The following is a 12,512-nucleotide window of genomic DNA, read 5'->3' as shown; positions in this document are numbered from 1 at the left end:
AACGTGATCAACGAATCGGCGCTGCTTGAGTCGAAGACCCTGCGCGACAGCGTGCTGGAACGCACTGACGTACTGGACCGCGTGAAGGCGCTGTCACTGCTGCCGGACGGGATGCATGTGACGACGGCCATGGTGGCGGCGTACTTCGGGGTCGCCGTCGAAGCCGTCCGTCAGCTGACCAAACGCCACCGCGAAGAGCTGGAAGCCAACGGCCTGGTCGTGCTCCGGGGCGCTGACCTGCGGGAATTCGAGAGTGACAACATGTCACTCTCGCTGGGAAGTTATCCACAGGCACGGCGGAGCCTCACTATCTACTCCCGCCGAGCCGTGCTCAACATCGCCATGCTCCTCCGCGACAGCGATGTCGCCCGGCAGGTGCGCACGTACCTCCTCGACATGGAGTACCTGATCCGTACCCAGCCTGTGGACAACACTCCCCGAACGGCTCAGGACTCCCTCGACGACCACATCGACCAACGCATCACCCGCATTCTCGGCAAGACAGTCGTCCCCATGTTCAACGCCCTGATCGAGACATCGGGCGAGCACCGCCGCGAGCTCATCGCCCTCCGCGACGACATCCAGAACGTCGAGCAGAGGCTGTGCTGGCACCACCAACGGCTCAACGCCCTGGAAGGAGACGCGCCGACGGATCAGGTCAGGGCTGCCATCAGTGCCATGACCTGGCAGGCCTTCGAGCACCATGTCGCGGATCTGCTCCGCCGGGACAGCTGCACGGACGTCGTCGTACGACGGGCCCACAGCGACCGGGGCATCGACGTCACCGCCCGCACGGCCGACGGCCGTACCGTGGCCGTCCAGTGCAAGAACCGGGCCGGCCGCTGGACCGTCCCCAGCGCCGACATGCAGAAGTTCGTCGGCGCGGCACGAGCCATCGACCGCGTCGACGTCGCCCTGTTCGTCGCCACGTCCAACTTCAGCAGCGAAGCCCAGGCCATCGCCGACCTCACCGGAGTCATCACCGTGAACCGCGACGAGGTGGAGGCATGGAGCGCGGGGGCGCGCCTGAAGGCGCTGCGCTGAAACCAAGAGAGGAGGCCCGAAGCCGCAAGAGCAAGTTGCGGCTTCGGGCCTCCGTCATACAACTGGCCTCCTGAAAGGAGGCCAGTCAGCTCAGTTCCTTCGGCGGCGTCCGCTTACTGTCCACCTTGTCCACACGGACCAGCTCCCCCCACACCACATACCGGTACCTCGACGTGTACACCGGCGTGCACGTCGTGAGGGTGATGTAGTGGCCGGGCTTGTTGACGCCTGACTCCTTCGGGACCGAGGTGAGGACCTTGACGTTGTACTTCGAGGTTTCCGGGAGGATGGCGAAGGCCTTGTAGACGTACCACTTGTCCTTCGTCTCGAAGACGATCGGGTCGCCCTTCTCCACCTTGTCGATGTTGTGGAACTTGGCGCCGTGGCCGTCACGATGGGCCGCGAGGGTGAAGTTGCCCTTCTTGCCGGAGGTCGGCAGCGTGGCCTTGACGGGGTCCGTGTAGTAGCCGGCGACGCCGTCGTTCAGGACGTCCGTCGACGTGCCCTTCTCGACGAGGACCTCGCCGTTCTTCATCGAGGGAACGTGCAGGAAGCCGATGCCGTCCTTGGTGTCCAGCGCCCCCGGACCACCCGCCGAGCCGTGGGCCCAGCTGTCCCGGACCTTGTCGGCCTGCTTGTGCGCCGTGCGGTCGGCGACGACGTTCGTCCACCACAGGGAGTAGACGACGAAGAGGCCGAGCACGAGGCCCGCCGTGATGAGGAGTTCACCGAAAAAGCTGACCGCCGTGGCGATCGGGCCGGTGCCCCGGCGCCGTGGTGCGGGCGCCGCCGCGGGCGCCCCCGTGTGCTCTTCGGTGTCGTCGGCGGTCGCTGCCACTGTTTCATCTGCCCTTACTCGACGAGCGCATCCGGCTTGCCCTTGCTGCGCGGCCGTTCCTCGACCATCTTGCCCCAGACGATCAGCCGGTACTTGCTCGTGAACTCCGGCGTGCACGTGGTGAGGGTGATGTAGCGGCCCGGCTTGGTGAAGCCCGACCCCTTCGGAACGGGGTCCAGCACGCTCGTGTTGGAGGGCGCCGTCACCGGCAGCATCGACGTCATCTTGTAGACGTAGTACGTGTCCTGCGTCTCGACGACGACCGCGTCGCCCTTCTTGAGCCGGTTGATGTACCGGAAGGGCTCCCCGTGCGTGTTGCGGTGCGCGGCCAGACCGAAGTTGCCGGTCTTCGCGTCCGGCATCGCCGTCTTCAGCGCGCCCTCGCCGTAGTGGCCGACCATGCCCTTGTCGAGCACCTTCTTGTTGCTGACGCCCTCCGCGATCGGCGCCACCACGTCCAGCTCGGGAATGTGCAGGATCGCGAAACCCTGCCCCGGCTCGAAGATCCCCGGCGCGCGCTTGCCGCTCGCCCAGTCCTGCTGGAGGCTGTTCGCCTCCTGGCCGGCCTGGGCGTGCGCCCGGACGTTCGTCCACCACAGCTGGTAGGTGACGAACAGCAGCATCAGCACACCGGTGGTGATGAAGACCTCGCCGATAGCCCGGCTCGCGAGGACCGCCGGGCCCGGCTTGCGGGCCCGTTCCTGCCGCCGTGCCTCGACCCGGGACAGCGGCGCCCCGGACCTCGGCTCCCCCGAAGATCCCTCCGACGGCTCCTGCGCGGCCTCCCGCGCCCCGCCATGACGCCCGCCACGCCGCTTGGCGGCCTTTCTGCGGGCCGCTCGGCCGCCCGGTGTGGTTCGAGTGGCGGACGTGGCCGAAGAGGCCGTAGAAGCCGACGTGGGCGGCGGCTCCGGCAGCCGCAGCGCCACCGTCTCCTCATCGATGGGAGACTCATGCGGCGGCAGGCGGCCATAGGAGTCGTACGACGCGCCGCCGTACGACTCCTCGCGCTCGGGGCGGAGCGCGGTCACGCCGTGGCCCTGCCCACCACCGGGGCGAGCCCCGCCGACCTCGCCACGGCACCCAGGTCGCCGCACTCCACCAGCCAGTTGGCCAGCATCTGGTGCCCATGCTCGGTCAGCACCGACTCGGGGTGGAACTGCACGCCCTCGACGAGGAGTTCACGGTGGCGCAGGCCCATGATGATCCCGTCGTGCGTCCGGGCCGTGACCTCCAGCTCCGCCGGTACGGTGGCCGGCTCCGCGGCCAGCGAGTGGTACCGGGTCGCCGTGAAGGGAGAGGGCAGCCCGGCGAAGACGCCCTTGCCCTCGTGCTCCACCAGCGAAGTCTTGCCGTGCAGCAGCTCGGGCGCGCGGTCCACCACCCCGCCGTACGCCACCTGCATCGACTGCATGCCCAGACAGACACCGAAGACGGGCACCCCGGTCGCGGCGCAGTGCCGGACCATGTCCACGCAGACCCCGGCCTCCTCCGGCGTGCCGGGCCCCGGGGACAGCAGCACACCGTCGAAGCCGTCCTGGGCGTGCGCCGTCGACACCTCGTCGTTGCGCAGCACCTCGCACTCGGCGCCCAGCTGATAGAGGTACTGGACCAGGTTGAAGACGAAGCTGTCGTAGTTGTCGACGACGAGAATCCGCGCGCTCACTGGTTGTCCACCGTCACATCGTTGAAGGGCAGCAGCGGTTCGGCCCAGGGGAACACGTACTGGAAGAGGACATAGACCACGGCCAGAACCAGCAGGAGTGAGGTCAGCGCCTTCACCCACGTGTTTCCCGGCAGATGCCGCCAGATCCAGCCGTACATGCCGTCCCTTCCGTTCCACCACGGCACCAGACTCCCGCCGTACGTCACCAGACTAACGGCGCAGAGCCTTCGGTTCGCCTGTCTCCACAGGCTGTGTGGAGTCCAGGTGCGCCCAGACGATCAGCCGGTGACTGTGGCCCCATTCGGGATCGCACGTGGTCAGCGTCAGATACCGGCCCGGACGCGTGTACCCCGACTTACGTGGCACAGCGTCGATCACTTCAACATCGGTCGGCACCGTTTTGTAGGGCCCTTTGTCGATCCGATACGTGAACCAGGTCGTTCCGTCCGTCAGTACGACGGCGTCTCCGGCCCGCAGCTTCGGGAAGTCCTTGAAGGGATCGCCGTACGTCCGCCGATGACCCGCGACGGCGAAGTTGCCCTCCTGCCCCAGCCGCGCGGTGCGCGCGTAGTGGGCGAGCCCCTTCTTCAGCACGTCGGTGCCGGTTCCCTCGAGCACGGGCTTGTTCCACGTGAAACCGAGCCGCGGAATGTACATGATCGCGAAAGGCCTGCCGTACGTGTAAGGCGCGGGCCTCGCAGCGGGCCTCGGCGCCGGCTTTCCCGCCCCCCGCGACGCGGCGGCCGTGGGATGCACGGCCCCCTTCGACCACTGCTGGTGCAGCTGGTCGATCTGCTCGTTCATCTCACTGTCGGCCTTGACGCCGGTCCAGAACAGCACATAGACCACGAACAGCACGATCAAGGCGCCCACCGTGATGCAGAGCTCGCTGACGGTCCTGACGATCACGCGCACCGGCGGCTCCTGGCGAGGGCACCTACTTCACGGGCTTCGCGTAGTGCAGGTCCACTGTGCCCGAGTAGCCGGGCAGAGTCACCGCCCCGTCCTCGGTGACTTTCCAGCCGAGGCCGTAGACGTTCACGTACACCATGTAGGTCTGGATCGCCTGGGAGTCCGCCAGCGCCTGCTGCATCTTCGCCGGGTCACCGACCGCCGTGATCTTGTACGGCGGCGAGTAGACGCGGCCCTGGAGGATCAGCGTGTTGCCCACGCAGCGCACGGCGCTGGTGGAGATCAGCCGCTGGTCCATGATCTTGATGCCCTTGGCCCCGCCCTGCCACAGTGCGTTCACCACGGCCTGGAGATCCTGCTGGTGGATGACCAGGTAGTCGGGCTGCGGCTCGGGATAGCCGGGCAGCTTGGCCGTGGCGTTCGGCGGGGCGTCGTTGAGCATGACCGTGATCGCCTTGCCCTTGAGCTTCTCCGTCCCCGCGTTCTTCTCCAGCCCGGAGAGCTTCTCGTCCTGCGCCTTGGTGCTGCCGTCGTCCCGCTCGGCCAGCGACTCGACGTCGTCCCGCAGGGTCGCGTTGGACTCGTCCAGCCCCTTGTTCTTGTGGCTGCGCTCCTGGATGAGGTCGGACAGCTTCAGCAAGGAGGAGTCCGTACGGATGTCGGTGCCCTTGGCGGTGTTGAAGCTGGTGAAGAAGATCAGTCCGGCGAGGGCGAAGACCGCCGCGGTCAGGATCCGCAGCGGCTTGAAGCGGGGACCGCGGACCGGGCCGGAACCCGTTGATCCCGTACCGGGGGAGTCGGCAGAATTGCTCAACGTACCCTTATCTCCTTCGGCGCCGCGGAAGCACTACGCTAACGGACGCCCGGGGGAGTGCTCAGTCCGCCCTTACTGTCCCCTTGTACGCTGCCCCGGAGCCCGACCCAGTTACCTGCGCGGCCACGCAGCGCATCGACAGGAGAGACCCTCGTGCCGAAGTCACGTATCCGCAAGAAGGCCGACTACACGCCGCCGCCGTCGAAGCAGGCCACGACCATCAAGCTGACCAACCGTGCCTGGGTCGCGCCCGTCATGCTGGCGATGTTCCTCATCGGCCTTGCCTGGATCGTCGTCTTCTACGTGACCGACGGTTCACTGCCGATCGACAAGCTGGACAACTGGAACATCGTGGTGGGCTTCGGCTTCATCGCCGCGGGGTTCGGCGTCTCCACCCAGTGGAAGTAGCGACTGCTTCCGGGTGAACGCAGCTCTGCCCAGGGCTATCCGCTGAGTTATCCACAGGCACTGTCCACACGCTGGGGACAAAAGAAAGACGATCTGTGGATAACCCACCGGAGGTTGACGCCGGTATGACAGACGTACTGGCTGACGCCTACCCCTCGCCCCCTGTCCGACCTGGGGAAACACACCTGAGCGGCAGGGGGCGCAGCTGTGGGTGCACAGTGTGCACAAGATCGGGCACAGACTGTGGACAACGGTTCGGTATCAGGTGAGTTGAGCCGTCCTGACCAGCGTCAGGAGCACCACCACGGCCAGGACCAGCGCACAGGTGCCGTACTGGATCAGGGCGCGGTGTCTGCGCGGGGCGTGGACCATGGCGTAACCGCACACGACGCCTGCGACGAGGCCGCCGATGTGGGCCTGCCAGGCGATGCCGTGGGCCCCGAAGGTGAAGATGAGGTTGATTACCAGTAGGGCGATGACCGGCCGCATGTCGTAGTTGAGCCGGCGCATCAGGACGGCCGTCGCGCCGAAGAGACCGAAGATCGCGCCGGAGGCACCGAGCGAGGGCTGGTTGGGTTCGGCGATCAGGTAGGTGAGCGCGCTGCCGGCCAGGCCCGAGACGAAGTAGAGGGTGAGGTAGCGGGCGCGGCCGAGGGCGGCCTCCAGAGGACCGCCGATCCACCACAGGCTGAGCATGTTGAACAGGATGTGCACATAGCCGCCGTGCAGGAACATGGCGGTCACCAGCCGGTACCACTGGCCCTGTGCGATGCCCTCGGCGGAACCGAGCAACGGCACGTAGGCCTGGCCGAGGAGTTCGAACCGGTTGGTGAAACGGTCACCGAGGGACAACTGGATCAGGTAGACGGCCAGGTTCGCGCCGATCAGCAGCTTGGTGACCAGCCGCGGGTCAGCGGTGACCGTGCCCCCCGCCACGGTACGCGGCCGGACGTCGGCACGAGGTTGCCCGGAGCCGGAAGCACCGCGTACGCATTCCGGGCACTGGAAGCCCACGGAAGCGCTGACCATGCACTCGGGACAGATGGGGCGCTCGCAGCGGGTGCAGCGGATGCCGGTCTCGCGGTCCGGGTGCCGGTAGCACACGGGCACGCTCCTGGCGTCCTGCGCGCTGCCTGCGGCCTCCTGGTCCATGGAGTCCCCTCGGTCGTCTCGTGGACACTGCACCACTCCGCTCATCCTTACGGACGAGCGGGGCGATTGGTTCCCCGGCCTGTCCGGGCAGGTCAGCCCTGGCGGCGCTCGATGACGATGGTCTCGATGACGACGTCGTTGACCGGGCGGTCATTGGGCTTGGTGGTGGGGACGGCGGCGATGGCGTCCACGACCTTCTGGCCGGCCGGGTCGGTGACCTCACCGAAGATGGTGTGCTTGCGGTTCAGCCAGGTCGTCGGGGAGACGGTGATGAAGAACTGCGAGCCGTTGGTGCCGGGCCCGGCGTTGGCCATGGCGAGCAGGTAGGGCTTGTTGAAGGACAGGTCCGGGTGGAACTCGTCCTCGAACTCGTAGCCCGGGCCGCCGATGCCGCTGCCGAGCGGGTCGCCGCCCTGGATCATGAAGCCGCTGATCACCCGGTGGAAGACCGTGCCGTCGTAGAGCTTGTCCTGGCTGGTCGCGCCGGTGGCCGGGTGCTTCCACTCGCGCTCGCCCTGGGCGAGCTCGACGAAGTTCTTGACCGTCTTGGGCGCGTGGTTCGGGAAGAGCCGGACCTCGATGTCGCCGTGGTTGGTCTTCAGGGTGGCGTAGAGCTGCTCGGCCACGATCTGCCTTCCGTTGTCTTCCTGTGACCCTCAGATCCTCGCACGCTCCGGACCGCGCGTCGCCCGACCGTGTCCAGTGGGCGCGAATCGTCCCCGGGCGGGCGCGCGCGGCGGCGATTCGTGGCATTGTCGGGATTGTCGGCGACAGGCTCGTGTTGCCCCGTATTCACCCGCTCTTCGTGTGGTGCGTGGGGTGTGAGCGGCTCGGTCGGCACCCGTATGCCCGTCCTCGCATGCCCCATGTCCCGTTGACAGGCATGATCCGTAAAAGGGTGGAAAGTCGAATTACCGTACGCCACCGAGGAGGAGGAACCCGTGACCCGCATCGACAGCGTGCGCGCCGCGACCGGCTCGGCGAAGGACAGCGTGCTGCACGCCGCGGAAGTGGTGGCGCCCTACGCCGACACGGCCAAGGAGCGTGCCGCGCAATATGCGCAGGAGGCACGCGTACGGCTCGCGCCCAAGGTGTCGCAGGCCGCCGAACAGGCCCGCGTGCAGTACGACGCCCGTCTCGCGCCCCGTCTGGAGCTGGCCAGGGCGCAGGCCATGGCCCATGTACCGCCGAAGGTCGACCAGGCCGCCCATAAGACCGCGGTCCGCACCCGAAAGGCTGCCAGGCAGGCAGCGGAGTACTCGCGGCCGAAGATCGAGCAGGCGGTGGCCGCGGCCGGGCCGGTTCGCGACGAGGCGACGGCGCGGGGTGCCGCGGCGCTGGCCGCGCTCCGTGGCCAGGTCTCGCCCAAGGAGATCCAGAAGCTGGCTCGCAAGCACCGGCGGCGGGCCAGGGCGGGCCGTCTCGCCAAGGCGCTGGCCGTGGCGGGTGCGGTGGCCGGTGGTGCTTTCGCGGCCTGGAAGTGGTGGGACAAGCAGGCCAACCCCGACTGGCTGGTGGAGCCGCCCGCCGCGACGGAGGTGCCCGAATCGGGTCGGCTGGCGTCGGTCGACGGCGCCCCGCTCGATCCCGAGGTGCAGGCCAAGGAGGCCGAGGAGGAATCGGCGGACCGCGACGAGCGCGGCCGCGGCTGACGGCGGCACCCGGAGAGGAACGCGGTGGGGGGGGGGGGGGGGGCGCCCCCCCCCCCCCCCCCCACCGCGTTTCACTGCCGCGTTCCACTGCGTTCCATAGCAAACAATTGCAAATCACCGCAAATCGCTCAATCGGCACCCAGTCACCCAATCACCCAGTCGCCCGGCCGGAACACGGCCCCGAGACACCGGAGCGATCGTGCCCGCGGCACGCAAAAGCCCCTCCGATCCGCTTTCCGCAGATCGGAGGGGCTTCCTGGGGGTGGAGCCTAGGGGAGTCGAACCCCTGACATCTGCCATGCAAAGACAGCGCTCTACCAACTGAGCTAAGGCCCCGGGATGCAGGCATCCACCGGAAGAATCACTTACCGGCGGGCGCCGCAGACCAGAGTACCGGGTCACCCCCGGTATCTCGCAAAAAAGTTGGGGTCCCCGTCGACGACCACGCTCCGTAAGATGCCCCTCGTGGTTCGCTACAGCGAACCCACGTTCAAGGGGAAGCGATGGGGAGACGCAATGGACGCCGCACAGCAGGAAGCCACCGCAAGAGCGCGGGAGCTGCAGCGGAACTGGTACGGGGAGCCGTTGGGGGCGCTCTTCCGTAAGCTCATCGAAGATCTCGGTCTCAACCAGGCCCGCCTCGCGGCGGTCCTCGGGCTGTCCGCGCCGATGCTGTCGCAGCTGATGAGCGGTCAGCGCGCCAAGATCGGCAATCCGGCGGTCGTGCAGCGGGTGCAACTGCTGCAGGACCTGGCGGGGCAGGTCGCGGACGGCAGCGTCAGCGCCGCCGAGGCGACCGAGCGCATGGATGAGATCAAGAAATCACAGGGGGGATCGGTGCTCAGCAACACCACACAGACGACGAGCAGTTCGGGGGCGCCCACGGTCAAGCGGGTGGTCCGCGAGATCCAGTCGCTGCTGCGCTCGGTGGCCGCCGCCGGGGACATCATCGAGGCCGCGGACACCCTCGCCCCGAGCCATCCGGAGCTGGCGGAGTTCCTGCGCGTCTACGGTGCCGGCCGCACCTCGGACGCGGTCGCGCACTACCAGTCCCACCAGAGCTGAGTCCACGGCCCGGGGAGGGGTCGTAACTCTCATCACGGGGGAAGCACGTCACGGGGGAAACGGGGGAAGCTCGTGACGGGGGAACAACACGGGGGCCGCAGGGGGAGGAGCGACGGACAGCCATGGGTGAGGTCTTCGCCGGGCGGTACGAACTGGCCGATCCGATCGGACGCGGCGGTGTCGGCGCCGTCTGGCGCGCCTGGGACCACCGCCGTCGCCGCTACGTCGCCGCCAAGGTGCTTCAGCAGCGCGACGCCCACTCCCTCCTGCGCTTCGTACGGGAGCAGGCCCTGCGGATCGACCATCCGCATGTGCTCGCTCCGGCGAGCTGGGCCGCCGACGACGACAAGGTCCTGTTCACCATGGATCTGGTCGCCGGCGGCTCCCTGGTCCACCTGATCGGGGACTACGGTCCCCTGCCGCCCGGTTTCGTCTGCACCCTCCTCGACCAGCTGCTGGCCGGCCTCGCCGCCGTGCACGCCGAGGGAGTCGTCCACCGGGACATCAAGCCCGCCAACATCCTGCTGGAGGCCACGGGCACCGCGCGGCCCCGGCTACGGCTGTCCGACTTCGGCATCGCGATGCGGCTGGGCGAGCCGCGCCTGACGGAGACGAACCTCGTGGTGGGGACTCCCGGTTACCTCGCACCCGAGCAGATGCTGGGCGCCGAACCGGACTTCCCCGCCGATCTGTTCGCCGTCGGCCTGGTCGCGCTGTACCTGCTCCAGGGCGCCAAGCCCGACGCCAAGGCGCTCATCCAGTACTTCATGGAACACGGCACGCCCGGCGCGCCCAAGGGCGTTCCCGAGCCGCTGTGGCAGGTCGTGGCCTCCCTGCTGCAACCGGACCCGCAGGCCCGCTTCCGTACCGCCACGGGAGCGCGCAAGGCCCTCGCCGCCGCCGTGGAACTCCTGCCGGAGCCCGGCTCCGACGAGGAACTGATCGAGATCTTCGACCAAATCGGCCCCCTGCCTCCGGGATTCGGCCCGGAGGGGCCACTGGCGGCCGAGCCCGGGGCAGGGGCGTACGCGGGCACGAGTACGGGGTCGGGGCCGGAGGCCACTACCGGCACGGACACGGACACGGGCCACTCCGTGTCGGACACCGGCAGCTTCCGCCTGCCACCGCCGCAGCAACCGCCCGCCCCGACGCCCACGCCGACACCCACACCGGGACCCACACCCACGCCGACACCCACACCCACGACGCAGAGCCACAATCCCGCGCCCGCGCCGCACGCCCCCTTTCCCCCACCCTCGTACGCCGTCGCATCACCCCCGTACACCCACACCCCCACGGCCCCATACACCGCACAGGTTCCCCAGATCCCACAGGCCCCACCAGCCTCACAGAGCCCACAGGCCCCCCGAGCCGCGCATGCCGCACACGCCGCGCGCCGTCACCGCCCCGGGCCCCCGCCCAAGGTCGTCGTCCCGGTACTGCTGCTCGCGTTGGCCTGCTACGCGGTCGGGTTCTGGGCGCTGACCCGCATCTGAGCCTCGGCAGCTTCGGCTGCCTCGGCGGCCGAGGCCCTGCGCCGTGCCGTCAGGGTCCACAGGCCGAGCCCCAGCAGCAGGACCGTCCCGGTGCCGATCCCGCCGGCGGCGAGGGCCTTCATGGCGGTGCCGCCGCCGGGGGCCACGCCCGTGGCCGCGGCCTCCCGGTCGCCGTCGGTGATCTCGAAGAGGTTCGCGGGGGCGGACTTCCCGGTGTACCCGGGGCCCGCGTGCGGCGTGCCGTCGACGCGGACGCGCAGTGTCAGCCCGAACGCCTTGTCGCCGAAGGTGTCGGCGACCTGCCCGCTGAGGTGGACGGCGAGGTAGTAGTTGCCGGCGAAGCGCATGGCGCTGACCTGGCCGCTCGGGGCGTACCTGTTGTCGTATTCGACGGGCGGCAGGGGGGCGAGGGTGACGGTCGTCTGCCGGCCGTTGTAGCTGCGGGGAACGTCCGTGACGTCACCGCGGGCGGGGTTGTACAGGGCCAGGTCGAGGGCGCTGGTCACATAGCCGCCCTTGCCGGTGGAGCTGCCGAGTTCGGCGGTGGCGTACAGCTGCTGGCCCCAGTCGACGGGGACCTTGTAGAAGAGGGTCTGGCCGGGCCGGATGCGGGTGTCCCAGACGCCCTGGTCCAGTGCCTGAGCCCCGGCGAAGCCCGCGGTGCCGGTGCGGGTCCCGGGGTCGCCGGTGAGGGGCTCGGGGGTGGCGGAGTTCCAGGCCTCGGGCGCCGCGGTGCCGGCGGCCTTGGCCCGGGGCGGTTCGGTGACCGGGGCGATCTCCAGGCTCCAGTCCTGGGCCGAGGAGGCGCCGCCGGCCCCGGAGCCGGCCCCCGAGCCGGTCGCGTCGACGCGTTCGACGACCAGGTAGAACGTGCCCGCCCCCTGACACAGGGCCTTGCCCGCCTCACGCGTCCCCAGCGCGGTGACGGGCTGCGGGCTCAGGCCGCCGCCGAAGCCGGCGCTGTCGTTGGAGCAGGCGTTGCCGTCACCGTCCTGGAGCGAGACGCGGATGCCGTCGGTGGCCGCGACCTTGGCGTCGGACGGGGGGACGGCGGTGACGGCGACGTAGGCGGTCGCCCGGTCCTTGAGTGCGAGGCGGTAGTAGACCTCGGCGTTCTTACCGAGGGAGCTGCGGTAGGTCTCGCCGGGCTCGAGGGGTTCGGCGTCCGTGGTACCGGCCGTGCCCTGCACCGTCCGCGCCTTGGGCGCGAAGGCGTAGCCGCTCGGTGTACCGCCCGGTGTCCCGGTCGTGGTGCCGTCGGCGACCGCGGTGCCGCCCGGCAGGGCGACCGCCGCGCCCGTCAGCGCTCCGGTGACGGCGAACCGTACCGCCGTACGCCACAACGCCGTACCCCACCGCCCCGTACGCCACCGTCCCGTCCCCATGCCGCCCGCCCCCTCGCGCTCGTACCGGACCGCCGCCCATCCTGCAACACGAAACCCCGACCGCGAGGGCGGTCGGGGCT

14 protein-coding genes and 1 tRNA gene are annotated in these 12,512 nt (G+C 69.1%); 5 read left to right on the top strand and 10 right to left on the bottom strand.

Going from position 1 to position 12,512, the window contains the following annotated elements; translation table 11 throughout:
• Window positions 1-3: 3 nt before the first annotated feature.
• The gene (locus tag ACH45E_RS09135) at window positions 4-1,044 is read left to right on the top strand and encodes a restriction endonuclease (protein ID WP_361442133.1); all 1,041 of its coding nucleotides are present in this window, start codon (window positions 4-6) and stop codon (window positions 1,042-1,044) included.
• 85 nt (window positions 1,045-1,129) lie between these two features.
• Here the strand turns inward: ACH45E_RS09135 and ACH45E_RS09130 are convergent, their stop codons facing one another.
• From ACH45E_RS09130 to ACH45E_RS09105, 6 genes are read right to left on the bottom strand one after another with little or no spacing between them, the layout of a single operon-like run.
• On the bottom strand, window positions 1,130-1,882 hold the full coding sequence (locus ACH45E_RS09130; protein WP_361442130.1) for a class E sortase: 753 nt from the start codon (window positions 1,880-1,882) through the stop codon (window positions 1,130-1,132).
• Window positions 1,883-1,896: 14 nt separating this feature from the next.
• The gene (locus ACH45E_RS09125; RefSeq protein WP_361442127.1) at window positions 1,897-2,913 is read right to left on the bottom strand and encodes a class E sortase; all 1,017 of its coding nucleotides are present in this window, start codon (window positions 2,911-2,913) and stop codon (window positions 1,897-1,899) included.
• A complete protein-coding gene (locus ACH45E_RS09120; RefSeq protein WP_361442124.1) occupies window positions 2,910-3,548 on the bottom strand; it encodes an aminodeoxychorismate/anthranilate synthase component II in 639 nt (212 codons plus the stop codon). The genes ACH45E_RS09125 and ACH45E_RS09120 overlap by 4 nt, the downstream gene beginning before the upstream one ends.
• The gene (locus ACH45E_RS09115) at window positions 3,545-3,706 is read right to left on the bottom strand and encodes a hypothetical protein (protein ID WP_361442121.1); all 162 of its coding nucleotides are present in this window, start codon (window positions 3,704-3,706) and stop codon (window positions 3,545-3,547) included. Before ACH45E_RS09115 ends, ACH45E_RS09120 begins: the two co-directional genes overlap by 4 nt.
• Window positions 3,707-3,758: 52 nt before the next feature.
• Complete coding sequence (locus tag ACH45E_RS09110; RefSeq protein WP_361442118.1) at window positions 3,759-4,463, bottom strand: class E sortase; 705 nt, start codon at window positions 4,461-4,463, stop codon at window positions 3,759-3,761.
• Between the two features lie 22 nt (window positions 4,464-4,485).
• Window positions 4,486-5,274 (bottom strand): DUF881 domain-containing protein, encoded by a 789-nt coding sequence (locus ACH45E_RS09105; protein WP_361442115.1) that lies wholly within the window; start codon window positions 5,272-5,274, stop codon window positions 4,486-4,488.
• A gap of 153 nt (window positions 5,275-5,427) precedes the next feature.
• Here ACH45E_RS09105 and crgA point away from each other — a divergent pair, with 153 nt between their 5' ends.
• Window positions 5,428-5,682, top strand: a complete 255-nt coding sequence (gene crgA / locus ACH45E_RS09100; protein WP_361442112.1) for a cell division protein CrgA — start codon at window positions 5,428-5,430, stop codon at window positions 5,680-5,682.
• Window positions 5,683-5,943: 261 nt separating this feature from the next.
• On the opposite strand, the gene ACH45E_RS09095 is transcribed toward crgA, so the two are convergent.
• Window positions 5,944-6,834: a rhomboid family intramembrane serine protease gene (locus tag ACH45E_RS09095; protein ID WP_361442109.1), complete on the bottom strand. Its 891-nt coding sequence runs from the start codon at window positions 6,832-6,834 to the stop codon at window positions 5,944-5,946.
• A 92-nt stretch (window positions 6,835-6,926) separates the two neighbouring features.
• The gene (locus tag ACH45E_RS09090; RefSeq protein ID WP_361442106.1) at window positions 6,927-7,460 is read right to left on the bottom strand and encodes a peptidylprolyl isomerase; all 534 of its coding nucleotides are present in this window, start codon (window positions 7,458-7,460) and stop codon (window positions 6,927-6,929) included.
• Window positions 7,461-7,775: 315 nt separating this feature from the next.
• Here ACH45E_RS09090 and ACH45E_RS09085 point away from each other — a divergent pair, with 315 nt between their 5' ends.
• Window positions 7,776-8,486, top strand: coding sequence for a DUF5324 family protein (locus tag ACH45E_RS09085; RefSeq protein WP_361442103.1), 711 nt, complete (start codon window positions 7,776-7,778; stop codon window positions 8,484-8,486).
• Window positions 8,487-8,749: 263 nt separating this feature from the next.
• Here ACH45E_RS09085 and ACH45E_RS09080 read toward each other — a convergent pair.
• A tRNA-Ala gene (locus ACH45E_RS09080) sits at window positions 8,750-8,822 on the bottom strand.
• 180 nt (window positions 8,823-9,002) lie between these two features.
• Here ACH45E_RS09080 and ACH45E_RS09075 point away from each other — a divergent pair.
• Both ACH45E_RS09075 and ACH45E_RS09070 read left to right on the top strand, forming a co-directional pair.
• A complete protein-coding gene (locus ACH45E_RS09075; RefSeq protein ID WP_361442100.1) occupies window positions 9,003-9,551 on the top strand; it encodes a helix-turn-helix transcriptional regulator in 549 nt (182 codons plus the stop codon).
• A 122-nt stretch (window positions 9,552-9,673) separates the two neighbouring features.
• On the top strand, window positions 9,674-11,047 hold the full coding sequence (locus ACH45E_RS09070) for a serine/threonine-protein kinase (protein ID WP_361442097.1): 1,374 nt from the start codon (window positions 9,674-9,676) through the stop codon (window positions 11,045-11,047).
• Here ACH45E_RS09070 and ACH45E_RS09065 read toward each other — a convergent pair.
• Window positions 11,011-12,432, bottom strand: coding sequence for a hypothetical protein (locus tag ACH45E_RS09065; RefSeq protein WP_361442094.1), 1,422 nt, complete (start codon window positions 12,430-12,432; stop codon window positions 11,011-11,013). The two genes, ACH45E_RS09070 and ACH45E_RS09065, sit on opposite strands and share 37 nt — an antisense overlap.
• Window positions 12,433-12,512 lie beyond the last annotated feature (80 nt).

Source organism: Streptomyces sp. NPDC020299, from assembly GCF_044387825.1.
GTDB lineage: Bacteria > Actinomycetota > Actinomycetes > Streptomycetales > Streptomycetaceae > Streptomyces.
The sequence above is the reverse complement of the archived record's forward strand: the minus strand, read 5'-3'. Positions and strand labels throughout refer to the sequence as shown.

Bases quoted from the DNA above. Each gene is read 5' to 3' on its own strand.
- ACH45E_RS09115 (WP_361442121.1), bottom strand. From the start codon at position 3,706: ATGTACGGCTGGATCTGGCGGCATCTGCCGGGAAACACGTGGGTGAAG.
- ACH45E_RS09095 (WP_361442109.1), bottom strand. From the start codon at position 6,834: ATGGACCAGGAGGCCGCAGGCAGCGCGCAGGACGCCAGGAGCGTGCCC.
- ACH45E_RS09075 (WP_361442100.1), top strand. From the start codon at position 9,003: ATGGACGCCGCACAGCAGGAAGCCACCGCAAGAGCGCGGGAGCTGCAG.
- ACH45E_RS09070 (WP_361442097.1), top strand. From the start codon at position 9,674: ATGGGTGAGGTCTTCGCCGGGCGGTACGAACTGGCCGATCCGATCGGA.
- ACH45E_RS09065 (WP_361442094.1), bottom strand. From the start codon at position 12,432: ATGGGGACGGGACGGTGGCGTACGGGGCGGTGGGGTACGGCGTTGTGG.